The 15,222-nt window shown below is 54.5% G+C and carries 10 protein-coding genes and 1 pseudogene; 9 read left to right on the forward strand and 2 right to left on the reverse strand.

Going from position 1 to position 15,222, the window contains the following annotated elements; translation table 11 throughout:
- The first annotated feature begins 316 nt into the window (after nt 1-316).
- From Q1L34_RS27230 to Q1L34_RS27260, 7 genes and pseudogenes are all read left to right on the forward strand, one after another.
- Nucleotides 317-2,170: an ATP-dependent nuclease gene (locus Q1L34_RS27230; protein WP_226327460.1), complete on the forward strand. Its 1,854-nt coding sequence runs from the start codon at nt 317-319 to the stop codon at nt 2,168-2,170.
- A gap of 554 nt (nt 2,171-2,724) precedes the next feature.
- Nucleotides 2,725-3,081 (forward strand): translesion error-prone DNA polymerase V autoproteolytic subunit, encoded by a 357-nt coding sequence (gene umuD, locus Q1L34_RS27235; protein WP_172692341.1) that lies wholly within the window; start codon nt 2,725-2,727, stop codon nt 3,079-3,081.
- An 8-nt stretch (nt 3,082-3,089) separates the two neighbouring features.
- Nucleotides 3,090-3,395 (forward strand): annotated as a pseudogene (locus tag Q1L34_RS27240) (Y-family DNA polymerase); the annotation flags it as partial.
- A 76-nt stretch (nt 3,396-3,471) separates the two neighbouring features.
- Nucleotides 3,472-4,761 carry a site-specific integrase gene (locus tag Q1L34_RS27245; protein ID WP_034039555.1) on the forward strand — a complete coding sequence of 430 codons (1,290 nt, stop codon included), beginning with the start codon at nt 3,472-3,474 and terminating at the stop codon, nt 4,759-4,761.
- The gene (locus Q1L34_RS27250) at nt 4,754-6,484 is read left to right on the forward strand and encodes a site-specific integrase (RefSeq protein WP_034039553.1); all 1,731 of its coding nucleotides are present in this window, start codon (nt 4,754-4,756) and stop codon (nt 6,482-6,484) included. The genes Q1L34_RS27245 and Q1L34_RS27250 overlap by 8 nt, the downstream gene beginning before the upstream one ends.
- The gene (locus Q1L34_RS27255; RefSeq protein WP_034039551.1) at nt 6,481-8,520 is read left to right on the forward strand and encodes a hypothetical protein; all 2,040 of its coding nucleotides are present in this window, start codon (nt 6,481-6,483) and stop codon (nt 8,518-8,520) included. Before Q1L34_RS27250 ends, Q1L34_RS27255 begins: the two co-directional genes overlap by 4 nt.
- Nucleotides 8,501-8,965 (forward strand): hypothetical protein, encoded by a 465-nt coding sequence (locus Q1L34_RS27260; protein WP_023443007.1) that lies wholly within the window; start codon nt 8,501-8,503, stop codon nt 8,963-8,965. The genes Q1L34_RS27255 and Q1L34_RS27260 overlap by 20 nt, the downstream gene beginning before the upstream one ends.
- Nucleotides 8,966-9,032: 67 nt before the next feature.
- On the opposite strand, the gene Q1L34_RS27265 is transcribed toward Q1L34_RS27260, so the two are convergent.
- Complete coding sequence (locus Q1L34_RS27265) at nt 9,033-11,723, reverse strand: AAA family ATPase (protein ID WP_058131653.1); 2,691 nt, start codon at nt 11,721-11,723, stop codon at nt 9,033-9,035.
- Between the two features lie 440 nt (nt 11,724-12,163).
- Entirely contained in the window at nt 12,164-12,721 is a 558-nt protein-coding gene (locus Q1L34_RS27270) for a TetR/AcrR family transcriptional regulator (protein ID WP_088903444.1), read from the reverse strand.
- 45 nt (nt 12,722-12,766) lie between these two features.
- Between Q1L34_RS27270 and Q1L34_RS27275 the strand changes: the two genes are divergently transcribed.
- Both Q1L34_RS27275 and Q1L34_RS27280 read left to right on the forward strand, forming a co-directional pair.
- Nucleotides 12,767-13,741, forward strand: coding sequence for an IS5 family transposase (locus tag Q1L34_RS27275; RefSeq protein ID WP_088903445.1), 975 nt, complete (start codon nt 12,767-12,769; stop codon nt 13,739-13,741).
- Nucleotides 13,742-14,054: 313 nt separating this feature from the next.
- The gene (locus Q1L34_RS27280; RefSeq protein WP_088903431.1) at nt 14,055-15,218 is read left to right on the forward strand and encodes a multidrug efflux RND transporter periplasmic adaptor subunit TMexC2; all 1,164 of its coding nucleotides are present in this window, start codon (nt 14,055-14,057) and stop codon (nt 15,216-15,218) included.
- The last annotated feature ends 4 nt before the right edge of the window (nt 15,219-15,222 follow it).

The following is a 15,222-nucleotide window of genomic DNA, read 5'->3' on the forward strand; positions in this document are numbered from 1 at the left end:
TTTCAGTTACTACCCTTCCTTATACCATATCTGAAAGATTTTCGTATATCCATTCCGAACACTGCCGGGCAAAACCCATCACAACCTTTATGTTGTCTGGAAAAAGCATTAGACATCATAATTTTCTAGTTATTTAATCCAGAGCTATTCGCAGTGACTACTGAGAGGAACAAGATGGACGTTATTTTTACGCGATGAATCAATCAACATATCATAAGGTCTCCGACAATAAAGAATTTAGCTTTTTGGTATTGTTACATTTTTTTGATGTAAGTCTCATTATTACTCTATTTTTAAAATTAAAATAACTAACTGTATGAATAATACAAAGCCATCTTTAAATACTTTATTTTTATATGATATATGGAAAATACCAATGCGATTACACACTCTTAAAATAAATGGTTTTAAAAGAATTCACAATGCTCAGGTCAAATTTGGTGACGCCACATTTTTAATTGGTTCTAACAATGCAGGGAAAAGTTCAGTTTTAAAGGCCATTGAGTGGTTATTGTCTGATAAAAAAAGAATGGCCTCAGACTGTTTCTGTTCCGAAGTTGATGCCGAAACTGGTGAAAACAAAATTTCCTGTAAAGAAATAATACTTGAAGCTGAGTTTAGAAATGTTCCAGATGACGCTAAAACGTGGAGAGGATTCAAAGGGAGAGTGTTTTCTTATGATCCAACCGATAGTGGAGAAACTGGGAATAGTATTTTTTACAGAAAGAGCTATACATTGGGTGAAGATGTTTTAATTGAATTAAAATCACTCAAGAGAGAACTGAAAAAAGAGTTCGAGAATCTAAAAAAACCTCTGGAATTTATTGAATCGGGAGTCGATGCTGCAATCATCACCGAACTATTCTCTGCTTTAGAAAAAAACATAAGTGGTAGTGAAAAGTCAAAACTTGAACTCATAGATGATATTTGGGACATAACAGAAGAAGAGATCTGGGACAAAAACCCAGGTGGTATAGGTGGCGTGGTACTTTCAAGGCTACCAAGTTTTTTACTTATTCCAGCAGAATCAGGGGCTAATGAAATTGAAGATAAGACGGGAGTGCTTCAAAAAACACTAAACGAACTATTTAAAGATGTTCGAGGAGGATCAGACAATTACAAGCGTGCCCAGGAATGTCTAAATGAACTTGCTAAGGAATTAAACCCTTCCGATGAAAAATCAGAATTTGGGATAATGATGGGTGAGCTAAACAAAGTTCTTTGCGGTGTATTCCCTGAGTCAAAAATCTATGCATTCGCCGATCTTTCCAATCCTGACACTGCATTGTCACCCACTTTTTCCATTGAAATGTCAAGCAATATACGAACTACAGTATCTAATCAAGGTACCGGCATGGTAAGGGCCGCCGTTTTTGGCCTGCTAAGATTCAGGCAGGAATGGTTGAGAAAAAGAGGTGAAGACGCAAGGAGTCTTATCATTGGTTTTGAGGAACCTGAAATATATCTTCACCCAAGTGCAGCCAATCAAATGAGAGATATTATCTATGACTTATCAGGCCTATCATCTCAAATCATTGCCACAACTCACTCCCCTTACCTCATTGATCTTTCTAGGAAACCAAGGCAAGTATTGAATAGATTCCATTATGAATCCTCTCATACCTCAATTAACCCATTTTCTGTGACCGAAAAATACAAACAGCTATCAGAGGATGACAAGAATTATGTGAAAATGATAATGAAATTGGATGACCATATGTCGCGCATATTTTTTACTAAAAAGGTTATAGTCGTAGAGGGTGATACAGAGGAAATTGTTTTCAAGGAAGCGATTCGGAGGGTGCCTGCACTCTCTAGAAATAAGATCCTAACCAACACTGAATTAGTTAAGGCGCGAGGAAAGGCAGCCATAATAGGATTAATAAAATATCTTTCTGCATTAGATGTTGATTTTATCGTTATTCATGATAGGGATCAGGGAGTTAAGGGGGCGGAAGTATTTAACCCACATATACTAGAAGCAGCTGGCGATCATGAAAAAGTAATTGTTGTAGAGGAGTGTATTGAAGATCTTCTTGGCTATCCAGCCCCAAAATCTGAAAAACCATTTAATGCCTATCAACAAACATTAGGATGGGGAGATGATTTTGATGGAGTTCCTGATAAATTAAAAGAAGTTATGCAAAGAATCTATAATACGTGGCTATAAAATAATTAAAACATACAGCTTAAGGGTTCTAATGATGGGTCTGAGAGTCAGATCCATCATTTTTATAGAACTGTCCTCTAATTGTTAGCATATTGCTACACTAACAAAGTTGTTTGATCGCTCCCCAATATCAGCGCTGGGATAAATCAGAGCCCGTTGGTTATAGATAGCTATTGCACGAGCAACACTCCCGGCATCTGAAGCAGGGAGCACATTGGCATCAAGTTGAGGCCGAGAGAGAGGTAGTGACAATCATTGAACGGTTCCGTTGGTTCCAGAACCATCTGTCTATACCTCTTACTTGCATAACTAAATTTGCACTTACTTCAACAAGATCACAATACACACTTATGAATCACTTGCTTTACTCTGCCATTGTACAATACTGTATATGCAAACAGTATTAATTGCGAGTAAATCAACATGTCGCCTTGGAATGTAATTTTTATATTTAACAATATAATCATATTGTTAAATAATTTTTTAGCTTATGAAAGCAATAAAGTACGACGTCCTGTATTTTATTCTTTTTCTGCCTATGAAGGCCTGTGACCATGGGAGCATTTCCATCCCCAGCTCAGGATTACGTCGAAAAGGAACTGGATTTAAATGAGCTCTGTATACGCCGACGGGCCTCTACTTTTTTTGTACGCGCCAGTGGCTGCAGTATGCAGGAGCTTGGTCTTTGTGATGGCGATATTATGGTGGTTGATCGCGCTGAAGAAGCTATTCATGGTGATATTGTTGTTGTGGAAGTCGATGGCGAGTTTATCGTTAAGCGTCTTCAACTGAAGCCCCGGCTTGCGCTTTTGCCTATGAGTCCAGCATTTCCAATTATTTATCCCGATGAATTGCAACTACTTGGCGTGGTTACGTGGTTTTTCAACTGCACTCGTACTCGACGGAGGTAACGATGCCAATGTTTGGTCTTGCGGATGTAAACTCATTTTATGCCAGTTGTGAGGCGTTGTTTCGCCCAGATTTGCGAGGCAAACCGATTGTTGTTCTTAGTAACAACGACGGATGCGTTATCGCACGTAATGCAGGCGCAAAAGCGTTAGGGATAGAAATGGGGGTACCCTGGTTCCAGATTAAAAATCAGGATTACCGGAAACAGGTACATACTTTCAGCTCAAATTATGCGCTTTATCATAACCTTAGCCAGAGGGTAATGATCGCCCTAGAGGAAGTTGCCCCGCGAGTCGAACAGTACAGCATCGATAAGAGTAAGTTGTATAGTGCGGACGCCTAAGCTATTGAGTTCTATCTATGGACATTGTTAAGCGTCCCAGGGGCGTTGAATGGCGACGCTAGAGCGCATTCATTTCGTGCCCCATTACCTCGTGCGCAGAGAGAACGCCGTCGCATACTCCCCCAGTAGCAGCCGGCCATCCATTGAGGGCTTGCCCCAAATCTTTTGGGCAGACTATGCACCTTGGAGGGAGGCAAACCTGTGGGCAGTGGAGCGAGCAACGACTGGTGACGCTTCTCTTAAGACCGTTGCCAGTAACATGAATGGCCTTCTCAATTACGCTAAATTTCTTGAATCTCGTGATTTGCAGTGGTTCGAGTTTCCCGCTCGCAAAGCTGACCGCTGCCTGGTGCTATACCGAGGGGCGTTGATCAAGATGCGCGATGCCGGCCAGATCGGCCCATCCACGGCGTCTGAGTACATGCGCAATTGCATCATGTTCTATCGGTGGGTAAGGCATAGGGAGCTTCTTTCTCCACACGTCCAGCTGTGGCGGGAAAAACCCTACGTCGTTAAATACTTCGACCGGGTGGGGTTCGAGCGAACGATCAGCGGAACCACCACCGACCTCAGCATCCCGAACCGTAAGCGCCCAGGCCAAACGCTTGAAGATGGGCTGTTGCCAGTCTCGGAGACCGATCGCGATGCAATTCTGGATTTCGCCGCAGAGAACGCCACGCCCGAGCTCTACCTCATGTTGGCCCTTGGATTTTTTACCGGGATGCGGCTCGGCAGCATCTGTGATCTCAAGATTCAGTCTCTGGAGCGCGCCGCCCCCGACCCTTCCGCTGAAGGGCTTCTACGCCTTGCAGTTGGTCCAGGCGCAGCTCCGCCAGTGCACACGAAATTCGGTGTGACTGGCCAGGTCTGGATACCCGAAGCGTTGCGTGATGAATTGCTGGAATATGCCAAAGGCTGGCGGAGGATGGAACGAGAGGCGAAAGCCTCGCCCGAGAATCGTGATTTGCTGTTCTTGACCCGCTTTGGTAACGCCTATGGCAGGCGCGGCACCGATCAGTCATCTGCTGTGAATGTTGAGATGTCCGAGTTTCGAAAACGGGGCGTCAAAGCAGAACTACAGGTGCTCCGTAAATTCCGCTTCCATCAGTCGCGCTGCACCTTCGGTACCGAATTGGCACGTCTGGCGCTATCGGCTTGTGCCGATGTCGCTATTGTAATTGCGACGGTCAGCGACGCGTTGCTCCATGGGCCTAACTCTGAAGCCACCACCTTCAAATACATCCGATTCGTACAGGCACTGCCGATCAAACAAGCCCTCTCAAATAGCTTCATGGCGGCATTTAGCGGGATCGGCGCTGGGGCGCGGCACGATGGATAGTTCCGAATTCGACCTCACTTTCCCGATGCTTGAGTATGGGGCCACTGAAACGCCCTGGGACCTCCGGCCGCTGCTGTTTCGCGGAGGTGCAGCAGCAAAGGTGAAGCATGTGGGCCGCCAGATCGCGCAGGGCGAACTCGGCAGTCCCTTGCCGGAACGTTTCGAGCTGGTGACGCAGCTGCATGAGCACATGACTGACGACCTTGCTGGTGGCGGAAGTCGCTTCTCGGTGCAGAACAAGATCAGTGCATTGCGCCGATTCTTTGCCTGGATCGATTCAGAAAACGTGAATCTCAGTCTCGAGACGGCGGCCGACACGTTCATTCGTTGGACCGATCACTTGCTCCAGCGTCATCGAGTCGAACGCAATTTCAGCGATGGGTCCCTGTACGATCTCACCAGGCTCACGGCGACGATGCTGGACCGAGCATTGGACCGCCAAGCAAGCCTGAGCAAGAGCACACGTATTCGCAAGCCGCGCGGCAAAGGCAAGGTACATACGAGCAAAGCGGACAAGCAGAATCTGCAAAACACCTTCGCATTCGGACACCTTCTAGCTGACGTATGCGAGGCATTGACCTGGAGGGGGACAATGGCCCCCCTCCCAGTTTGTATTTCGTTACGCACCGGCCAAGTGCTGGAACTATGGTCGGGATTGCAGAGCCCCGAGAAAGTAGCGGCCCGCCGTACCAGGCCGCAAAACCAAGCGCAAATCGAAGCATCCCTGGCGGCGCGTGCCGCCCACGATGCAGATCGGACACTGCGGACCCGTTTCCCCATCGTCAATTTACGGATCGAGAGTGAATTGCTGATGTTCATCGCCCAGACCGGTCTGAACCTCCAGCAAGCACATACCCTGCGGGTTGAGCAGTTTCATTACACCAGCCACATAGACGGCTACCAGGTACGTACCTACAAAAATCGACGGGAAGGAGAAGTGCTATTCGAGATCTTTGCCAGTTATCGAGAGTGGTTCGAGCGCTATCTCGAATGGCGTTCCGAATGGTTTCCCAATGAGCCGGATGGTTTGCTCTTTCCGCTTATACGTAGCGGGGGACGAATCCTAGAAGAGGCGACGCAGTTCACGAACGTTACGCGCATCTGCCGCGAGCTTGGCATACCGATAGTGAGACCGCGAAAACTGCGCGGGACGCGCATCAACTGGTTGCTTCGGGAGTCCCAGAATCCCCAACAGGTTGCGGAGTTGGCCCAGCATACGGTGCAAACGCTGATACGCGTATATGCCGACCCCCATCCGCAGATCGCTATGGTGGAAATTACGCGCTTCCATCAGCAAACCGATCCGTCCCTTTCACCTCCTGCTCCTGGTAGATGTGTATCGGCCACACCTGAACCAGTGGGCACGATGCCGAAGAATGGTCCGCGACCCGACTGCATCAATGCTGCCGGTTGCCTGTTCTGTACCCAGCACCGGGATATCGAAAGTGAGGATCATGTGTGGTCTCTCGGTAGCTTGCGCCACCTCAAATCGCTTGAACTGGCACGCTACCGCCCATCCAGTTCGGGTAAGCACCTGACGACAGAGCATCCGGCCCTGCTGGTGATCGATCGGCTGACGGCCAAACTGCGCTTCTTCGAAGAAAGTAGCGAGGTCCGCAGGCTTTGGGTCGAAGAAGCCAGAGCGCGCATAAGTGAAGGTGACTACCACCCGGCCTGGGATGGCTTCATCCGATTGGCAGAACTGCGACAAAGATCAGCATGACGAAAAATATTCTTTCCGAACTTGGCCTCGGCATCGACTCGCCCCTAGCGATTCCTGATGCGCCGAACTACCGTCCGCCGTGCTGGCCACCGCAGCGTGATTGGCCGGTCATCATAGATGCCGCTGGCCAGGTGGTGAGCCGTTGGGGCGATGCCATTTGGCGGCTCGACCCATGGGCGGGAAAACGGCTCACTCTCAATTTCGGCGATGGCCCAGCTAAGAAATATGTCGCCGCGATCGATCCTGCGAACGCCGATTTATTGCGGACCGTAATCGGCTGGTGGCTATACGGCCCCAATGGAGCCCGTGGATACCGAGGCCTGAAAACGCGCTTCGACCAGATGCGTCGGCTGTTCGTCTTGTGCACTCAAGAAGGCATTCTCGCATCCGAACTGAGTCATTTTCCGCGCGTTGCCGACCGTCTCCCGGAGGTGCTCCAGGCTTCCCGGTCCGGTGAGTTCTTGGCATTGCTGCACGAACTGTACGAGCGGCGGGATGCGCTGGGGTTCACCTTGTTGGATCGCGCAGGGTTGGCACGCCTCGCAGCGGCCATGCCCGACCACCAGAAGCTCCAGACCCCCTATATCCCGCCCCGCATTTGGCACTATCAAATCACACGCTTGCGCGAATGCCTGGATGACTTTTTGGCGCATCGAGGCCAAGTCGAGGAGTGCTTCCGCTTCTGTCTGGCTGCCTATCGGCACAACTCTGCCAGTCTCCAAGGACAACGCAGGCCACAATCGTTCTATCCGTTTCAGTGGCCGTCGGATGGATCAAACGGAAAGTGGACTGGGCGGCAGTACTACGGCCCATTCATCGACACCGCGCATCGGTTTGGCATGGTGGAACTATTTCGTCGCTGGCTGGGAGTGAGCGACGACGAAATTCGCATTCAAACTCTGAGTCGCTACCTCAACCTCGTGAGTCGATCTGGACTGTGCTATCTGCTGAACTTCAGCCTCATGCGAGTCGAAGAGGCTTGGAACCTGCGCGCCGATTGCTTGCACATAGAACGTGATCCGCAGTTTGGCGACATCCATGTATTGTGCGGACGAACGACCAAGACGATGTCGGATTCTGAGGCACTTTGGGTGACGTCCCCGTCAGCTCAGGTGGCAGTTGAAGCCATGCGTGTGGTCGCAGACCTCCGCGCAGAATGCGACTCTCCCCCCGGCGAGGCCTCGGTGCCGGATGATCCGGCCAAGCGCTATCTGCTTGATTATTGCCTTGAACCGTGGGGAACGAAGTTCACCAAGATCAACCGCACGATTCGGCCATCGATTCCGAGCTATGCCCATGTGCTTCAGTGGTTCGACAAGCTGTTCGACCGTGAGCAATTGCGCATTACGCCGGAAGATTTCGAATTGGCTCGGTTGGTGACGCCGACGCTGACCGACGAGTTTGCGGTCGGCAAAATCTGGCCGTTGGCCTGGCATCAACTCCGACGAACCGGCGCAGTGAATATGCAGGCATCCGGGCTGGTCAGCGACGCTTCATTGCAGTTTCAGCTAAAGCACGTCGCCAGAGCGATGAGTCTCTACTACGGGCAAAACCATTCCAGGGTACGGCTGGAAGAGAAGGCCCATACCTACTACGTCCGCACCATGTACGAAACTTTGGGTAGGCAGCTGCAACAGCTGACGAGCAACCGATTCGTCAGCCCCCACGGCGAGAAGCGAAAATCTGAGATTGTCCGCCTAATCTCAGCCTCTGATGCTAAGAAAGCGATCAATCTGGCTAAGAAGGGGACGGTCACTCATCGACCGATTTTGCTGGGCATCTGCACGAGCCGTACCCCCTGTCCCTATGGGGGCATCGACAATATCGCTCGCTGCGGAGGGGGCGACTCCCCCGGAGAAACCAAACCATGTGCGGACGTTCTCTATGACCCCGAGCAACTCGACGAAGTCGAAGTGTTGGAGGCGGTATTGGATGAGCGCCTGGCCGCTGCCGAGGTAGACAGTCCGCTAAGGACTTCGTTGGAAGCCCAGAAACGTAGTGTGGAGAATTATCGCCATGTCATCCGGCAAACATGAATCCGCTGACCCGGCTAAGCGAATGAGTGCCGGCGAGCAGTATCGCGCAGCGTTCGAGCGGCTGAAGAGCAACAAGCCCGAACGACTGCCGAAGGGGACGCCCGTAAGTCAGAACAACGTTGCCAAGGAGGCCGGCAGCGACCCCTCTGCACTGAAAAAAGCTCGTTTCCCCCTACTGATCGCTGAGATCCAAAAGTACGTGGAAGGACACGCTGAGCAACGTCCGCCATCAGTGCGCCAAGTCAGCTTATTAGCCCGCAGAAAAAATCGTGGACTTCGAGAACGGATCGAGGAAATCACGCAGCAGCGTGACCACCTAGCCAGCCTACTCAGTGAGGCCGACGCCACCATTCTTGAGCTGTACGACCGTATTGCGGACTTGGAGCGCCAACTGCCGGCCTCCAATGTGCTTCCTCTTGATCCGCGAGGCCACAAAAAACTTTGAAACGGAGAGCTCGCAATATTCGAAAGAAACACAGCCATGCCCGACCAGCCCGGCATGAAACGTCGGGCTAGCCGCCGAAGAGCTTCTTGCGTTGCGCGGTCCGCTCCCGGCGTAGATTCTCGTAGGCAGTTCGGCGTTTAGTCGCGTTTTTGATTAATTCCAGGACCTGGGCGATATCGCCGAGCAACTCCTCACGCGCGGGAAGCGGTAGTTGGCGCTCGCCTGGGGTGTCGTGGGCCTCGGTAGCTTCGCAGGCCCGCGCATACACTGCCAGCAACTGCTCCCACTCCTCTGCGGGGTGGCCAATGACAGCACCAAATGCTTCTACGCTCACCACATCGCTGAACGGCTGGACGGTATTGTTCAAAAAAACCTCGCGTATGGCGCGCTCGACAGTGCCTCGGAGGCTTGAGTATCCCGATGCGATTTGCCGCTCAAGCTCATCATCCGGGTCGCTGCCGACCGGAACGTTCAGTGCTTTCGCACGACTTTCGAGATCGGCCAGGCGGGCCTTGGTGTCCATCGTCGTCCACGTCAGCCCCTCGCTCACTAGTCCCGGCGACTCGTCCCAACCGATGGTCTTGTAGCTGGCCGAGCGATCAGCGCGCTGAAGCGCCATCGCGAGCTCGGTCAGGAACACCGCATCATGGGTGAACACCAGCACTTGGCGGGTCTCAGCCAGCGCTACCAAACGCCGAGCTATGGCCCGACGATATACGTGATCCAGCGACGTAGACGGATCGTCGAAAATAACGGTCGAAGTATGTGGCAGGGATTCGAGCTCGGCGAGGAACATAGCCATCCCCAACGCGCGCTGCTCGCCCTCTGACAGCACCTTGGAGGCTTTCGCCGTGATTTCCTGCAGGCGCAGCGTGACCTTGGTCACCCCCAGCTCTGTGCGCCCGCTCAGGTCGGGTTGCACCCGTCGCTTATAGCCCAGGGCTTTCAACTCAGCATTCATAGAAGCGGCCAGAGCCTCGGTCACATGCGTCGCCGCCAGGGACGTCAGTTTGCGTGACACTGCCGCTGGGTTGAGGGCGGCATGGCAGCGGCTCAATGTGGCATGGACCTGACTGTCCTGAACAAAGCGCTCCACCGCGCCAAGCTGGTTGGCGAGGCGTTGTCGGGCTTCTAGCTCTGCCAGTTCTTGGGTCAGCGCCAAGCGTAGAGCGGGATCGGCAGAGGTCCGCAGGGTATTGGCGTCGACTCGGAGCGAAGCAGCTTTGGCGGCGAAGAGACTATCGAGGTTTGCTTCGATAGGAAGCGGTTCTGACTCGGGGGACCAGTTTCCAGTTTGCAGGGCTTGGCTAACCCAAGTATGCCGGGCGGTCCAGACCGATGCCGCTGCGGTGATGGCAGCGTGTAGGTCGGGCAGTCGCTCCTCCACGTCAGCCCGTGTTGGCACATCCAGAACGTTTAGATCGACAGCCTGCACCTTCCCTAGAGCGTTCATGCGCGCAAGCGTGGCGGCTTGCGCATCCGCCGTGGCGCTGTCGGCGACAAATGCCGCGAAACGCCGCATGCGCTCCGAGGCATCCGTTGAATAAGGTTGCTGGCAGAGTACGCAGTAAGCGTCCGGTTCCAGGTGCGGGAAGGGATGTTCAGGGTATGCCGTCTGCTGAGAGAAAGCCTCAGCGGCTCGGTACATCGTTTGCCAGAGTTCAGCTCCTGTGCCTTCCAGCAGCGTGGCGGTGGGTGAGGACGTTACCGGCAACTCCATGGCGTTCAGTGTGTCTCGATCCTGAAGACGCGCTTGCGCCAGTTGCATGGCGAGATGCGCGGTTTTTTCCGTTGTAATCAGTTCCTTTGCCCGTGCTATGGCACGATCATTCACCCAGCGCTGGACTTCCTCGGCTCGACGCTGCGCCTGGTCCAAGCGTGTCGCCAAACGTTCCAAGGCCAGCGCCTGCGGCACAGGATCGCTTTCCAGTAATGTCCGCTTCAGAAACTCCAGTCGCCGGAGTTCATCGTCACCGACCGTCCCTAATCGAGCAAGCACGGCGCGGTCCGAGTCCCCACCTAATTTGGCGATGTAGCGGCCGACTTCGGTGTCACCCTTCAGCGGTTCGAATTGCCGGGTATCCAGAGCCAAGGCATTGCGTTCGGTCCCAATCCGTGCCTGTAAATCACGCTGAAGTAGGACCAGGCGCGTCAGATGAGTGAGTCCGTAGGGCTGAAATGCAGGGGTCCCTTCCGCGTCGATGTAGTCATTGGCACAGGCCGCGTCGTAGACCGAGACCGAACTCAAATGCAAATGGGCCGGCCCGTTCTGGACCCAACGTGCGGTTTCCGGAGTGCCATCCACCAAAATGGCGAAATCTGCTGATGGCAGTCTAGCTGGGGTTGCCGCCCCAAAAGCGTCGGGCAGGACCTCCACCCGATGCCGAGCGTTGCAGGCATTCTTGAAGACGCGGGCGTAGCCGGATTTGCCGGCGCCGTTATGACCAAAGAAAATGGTCATGCCCTCCGGTGCGAGGTCAAAGGCACGACCGGACGGGAAGCCGTTTACCTGGTCTAGCCCCGAGACACCCACCAACCGCACGGTTGCGCCACTTCCGGCGCCTGGTACGTCGTCCAGCGTGAATGGCCGTGCTCCCCCCGTGGTTGCGTCTTCCCGTTCTTGCTCGCGAACCATTCGCAGAATGGTCTCGATGTCATCTTGGGTTAGTTCGGCCCGGGCAAATATCCGGCGCAGTGCTTCCTGCTGCCAGGGTCTGAGTCCGCCGGCCCACCCAATAATCTCGTCCAACAATGGCATATCCGTCTCCTTTCCAGATCCGCCGATTAAAGGCCGCGCCCAGTTGGATGGCAAGTGGCCAGCGCCTTCGAGGTGCTTCGCCGTGTTCCGTTTGCCTGCCTTCCTGACCGCCACCCTAGTGGCTTGTCCGGTCGTGACGCTACACGGGCAGAATTTCTGCATGCTGGCCAGTATCAAGCCGCTCTAAAGTCCGCTACCGGAAAGCGCTGTTTAGCGGTGAGAGACGGGGAAAGTGCGGAAGCTACTACCGACGCAAGCGATGTGGTGAGCAGTCCTCAGGTATGTGCGAAATTGCACTCCTCTTGACCACCAATTTGGGTTGGCGTTGACCACGGATTGCGTTCAACTTGACCAGGGCGTGTCACTGTCACGACCGTCAGAGAACGGCCAAAAACGGACACCGCCAACCCGTTGGAAAAAAAACTGAGCGTTGCTTTCCGTTAAGTTTGGTAGTTGCAAGCCCCGTTCAGGAAGAATTGCTCGATCAACGCCGCCATACCTGCGCGTGCGATACGGCCGCGGCGCTCGGCGTCTACCAGGCCGAAGATCAAGGAGGAGAAGATTTCGGTAAGCGCCGGGGCACCGATATCGATACGGAATACGCCCAGTTTTTGCCCGCGGAGAAAGAACTCGTCCAGCGTTTCCGAGTAAGGCAGCCATCGGCAGCCGCCTGCATCTAAATCAAACGTGTCCGGGCGCCACTGGAATGAGAGGAATACCAACAACTCCCTGTGAATCAAATGGCCTTCGATCAGACGATGCAATGCGTCCAAGGGCGCCGCCTCAAGATCGGCATCGGCAATGACCCTATAAATAACCACCGAACCATGATTCAGAAGCATCTCGATCAGGTTGTCGCGGGTGCCGCAAAACCTGTTGAGCGTCGCCTTGCTGACCCCCGCTGCCTGGGCTATTTCTTTGAACGTGGCTCGCGGGTGGTCAACGATGGCGATCGCCAGGGCCTTCAGCAATTTCTCATCGGCAGCAGTTAAGGCAATGCTGATCAAGGTCCACCGTTGTCGCTTCTCAAACGTTATCCGCAGATGAAGCAGCAGACCCTGGCAATGGCCGCAGATCAAAACAACGGATTCGAGCAGTCGCGCAAGCCCACCCGACGTGAAGAGTTCTTGCGGACCATGGAGACAATAGTGCCTTGGGCCGCCCTGTGCCAGGTGATAGAGCCGCACTACCCCAAGGCCGGCAACGGCCGCCCGCCCATTGGCCTAGAGCGCATGCTGCGCATCCATTTCCTGCAGCACTGGTTCAACCTGGCCGATCTGGCGTGCGAGGAGGCTCTGTATGACAGTGCCAGTCTGCGCCGCTTTGCGGGCATTGACCTGGGTCGTGAACGGGTGCCCGATGCCACCACGCTGCTGAAGTTTCGCAAACTGCTCCATGAGCACAAACTGGGCGAAGCCCTGTTTGCCAAGGTAGGCCAGCAATTGCAGGAGCGCGGCTTGAAGGTCAATACCGGCACCATCGTGGATGCCACCATCATCGCCGCGCCCAGTTCTACCAAGAACGCCGACAAGGCGCGCGACCCCGACATGCACCAGACCCGCAAAGGCCAGCAATGGTATTTCGGCATGAAGCTGCACATTGGGGTGGACAGCCAAAGCGGGCTGGCGCACAGCGCCGTGGTGACGGCGGCCAACGTGCACGACAAACACCCACTGCCCGATCTGCTGCATGGCAATGAGCGACGCGTGTACGGCGACTCGGCCTATGCCAGCCAGAAAACACTGATAGCGAGCAAAGCCCCCAGGGCCAAGGACTTCACCAACCAGCGCACCCGCCGTGCGGGCGAGGTGGACGAAGTTCAGCGGGCCAAGAACCGCAACAAGTCACGGGTGCGCGCTCGGGTCGAGCATGTCTTTGCGGTGGTAAAGCGCCTGTGGGGATTCACCAAGGTGCGCTATCGCGGGCTGCAAAAGAACGCCACGCGTGCGTTCACGGCCTTGGCGCTGGCCAACATCTACCTTGCCCGAGGGCGCCTGCAGGGACAGGTGCGCCCGTAAGGGTCCGAAAGGGGCTCAAAGGCTCCCGAAACAGGCCCTGTGGGGCAAAGCACAGTATCTTTGCGGGCCATTTGGCATTCAAATGGCTGTGCGATGGATATGACGTTACTTGTTCAGCATTGCCTTAAATCCATCGGTCACTCTTTATCTATCGCGGGCAGATGCGGGTATTTTGCCTAGAACACTCATTTTTCTCAAAGAGGATACTAGCTTTGTTCACACCAAAATCAAATGAGTCAATATTGACTTATTTGATTTTTGCGTGGATCATGCGCGGCTTCGACTACGTACTGGCTTCGCGCTTGGGTGAGATATGAACAAATTCCGCGAATGGATCACTTTTTCCGTGATCTCCTATTTGATCGCCGTGACCCTGGTTGGCTGCGACAAGCCCGAAGAGCAACGGGAAGAGGCGCCAGCGCGTGAAGTCGATGTGCTCAGCGTGAAGACCGAGCCCTTCACAGTGTTCGCCGAGCTACCAGGGCGCATCGAGCCGGTGCGTGTCGCCGAGGTGCGCGCGCGGGTGGCGGGGATCGTGCTCAAGCGCACCTTCGAGGAAGGGGCCGACGTGAAGGCCGGTGACGTGCTGTTCCAGATCGACCCTGCGCCGTTCAAGGCGGCCCTGTCGCGGGCGGAAGGTGAACTGGCTCGCGCCGAGGCGCAGCTGTTCCAGGCTCAGGCGATGGTTCGCCGTTACGAACCACTGGTGAAGATCGACGCCGTCAGCCAGCAGGATTTCGACAACGCCATGGCCGCTCTGCAGAGCGCCCAGGCCGACAAGCGCTCGGCCCAGGCCAATGTCGAAACTGCCCGCCTGGACCTGGGTTATGCCGAGGTTCGCGCCCCCATCGCCGGGCGTATCGGTCGCGCCCAGGTCACCGAAGGGGCTCTGGTAGGCCAGGGCGAAGCCACGCTGCTGGCACGTATCCAGCAACTCGATCCGGTGTACGCCGACTTCACCCAGCCTGCTGCCGATGCCCTGCGCCTGCGCGCGGCAATCGCCGAGGGCAAGGTTGCCGGTGCGAGCGACCAGCCGCTGTCGCTGCGTGTCGACGGTACCGATATCGAGCGCAAGGGCACGCTGCTGTTCACCGATATCTCGGTGGATCGCAGCACCGGGCAGATCGCCCTGCGAGGCCAGTTCGACAACCCCGAGGGCGTGCTGCTGCCGGGTATGTACGTGCGTGTGCGCACACCGCAAGGGCTCGACCAGAACGCCATCCTGGTGCCGCAACGTGCCGTGCAGCGTTCGGCTGACGGCCAGGCCAGCGTGATGCTGCTGGGGGAGGGCGATACCGTCGAGGCGCGCCAGGTCACCACCGGTGCCATGCAGGGCTCGCGCTGGCAAATCAGCGAGGGCCTGCAGGTCGGCGACAAGGTGATCACCAGCTCGCTGGCGGCTATCCGTCCGGGCGCCAAGGTCATCCCCCGCGAGCAAGATGCCGCCGAAGCCGCTCCACAGTCCCAGGTGCAGTAAGCCG

Source organism: Klebsiella ornithinolytica (genome assembly GCF_030505655.1).
GTDB classification, from domain to species: domain Bacteria; phylum Pseudomonadota; class Gammaproteobacteria; order Enterobacterales; family Enterobacteriaceae; genus Klebsiella; species Klebsiella ornithinolytica.

Bases quoted from the DNA above. Each gene is read 5' to 3' on its own strand.
- Q1L34_RS27230 (WP_226327460.1), top strand. From the start codon at position 317: ATGAATAATACAAAGCCATCTTTAAATACTTTATTTTTATATGATATA.
- umuD (WP_172692341.1), top strand. From the start codon at position 2,725: ATGGGAGCATTTCCATCCCCAGCTCAGGATTACGTCGAAAAGGAACTG.
- Q1L34_RS27245 (WP_034039555.1), top strand. From the start codon at position 3,472: ATGGCGACGCTAGAGCGCATTCATTTCGTGCCCCATTACCTCGTGCGC.
- Q1L34_RS27250 (WP_034039553.1), top strand. From the start codon at position 4,754: ATGGATAGTTCCGAATTCGACCTCACTTTCCCGATGCTTGAGTATGGG.
- Q1L34_RS27255 (WP_034039551.1), top strand. From the start codon at position 6,481: ATGACGAAAAATATTCTTTCCGAACTTGGCCTCGGCATCGACTCGCCC.
- Q1L34_RS27260 (WP_023443007.1), top strand. From the start codon at position 8,501: ATGTCATCCGGCAAACATGAATCCGCTGACCCGGCTAAGCGAATGAGT.
- Q1L34_RS27265 (WP_058131653.1), bottom strand. From the start codon at position 11,723: ATGCCATTGTTGGACGAGATTATTGGGTGGGCCGGCGGACTCAGACCC.
- Q1L34_RS27275 (WP_088903445.1), top strand. From the start codon at position 12,767: ATGAAGCAGCAGACCCTGGCAATGGCCGCAGATCAAAACAACGGATTC.
- Q1L34_RS27280 (WP_088903431.1), top strand. From the start codon at position 14,055: ATGAACAAATTCCGCGAATGGATCACTTTTTCCGTGATCTCCTATTTG.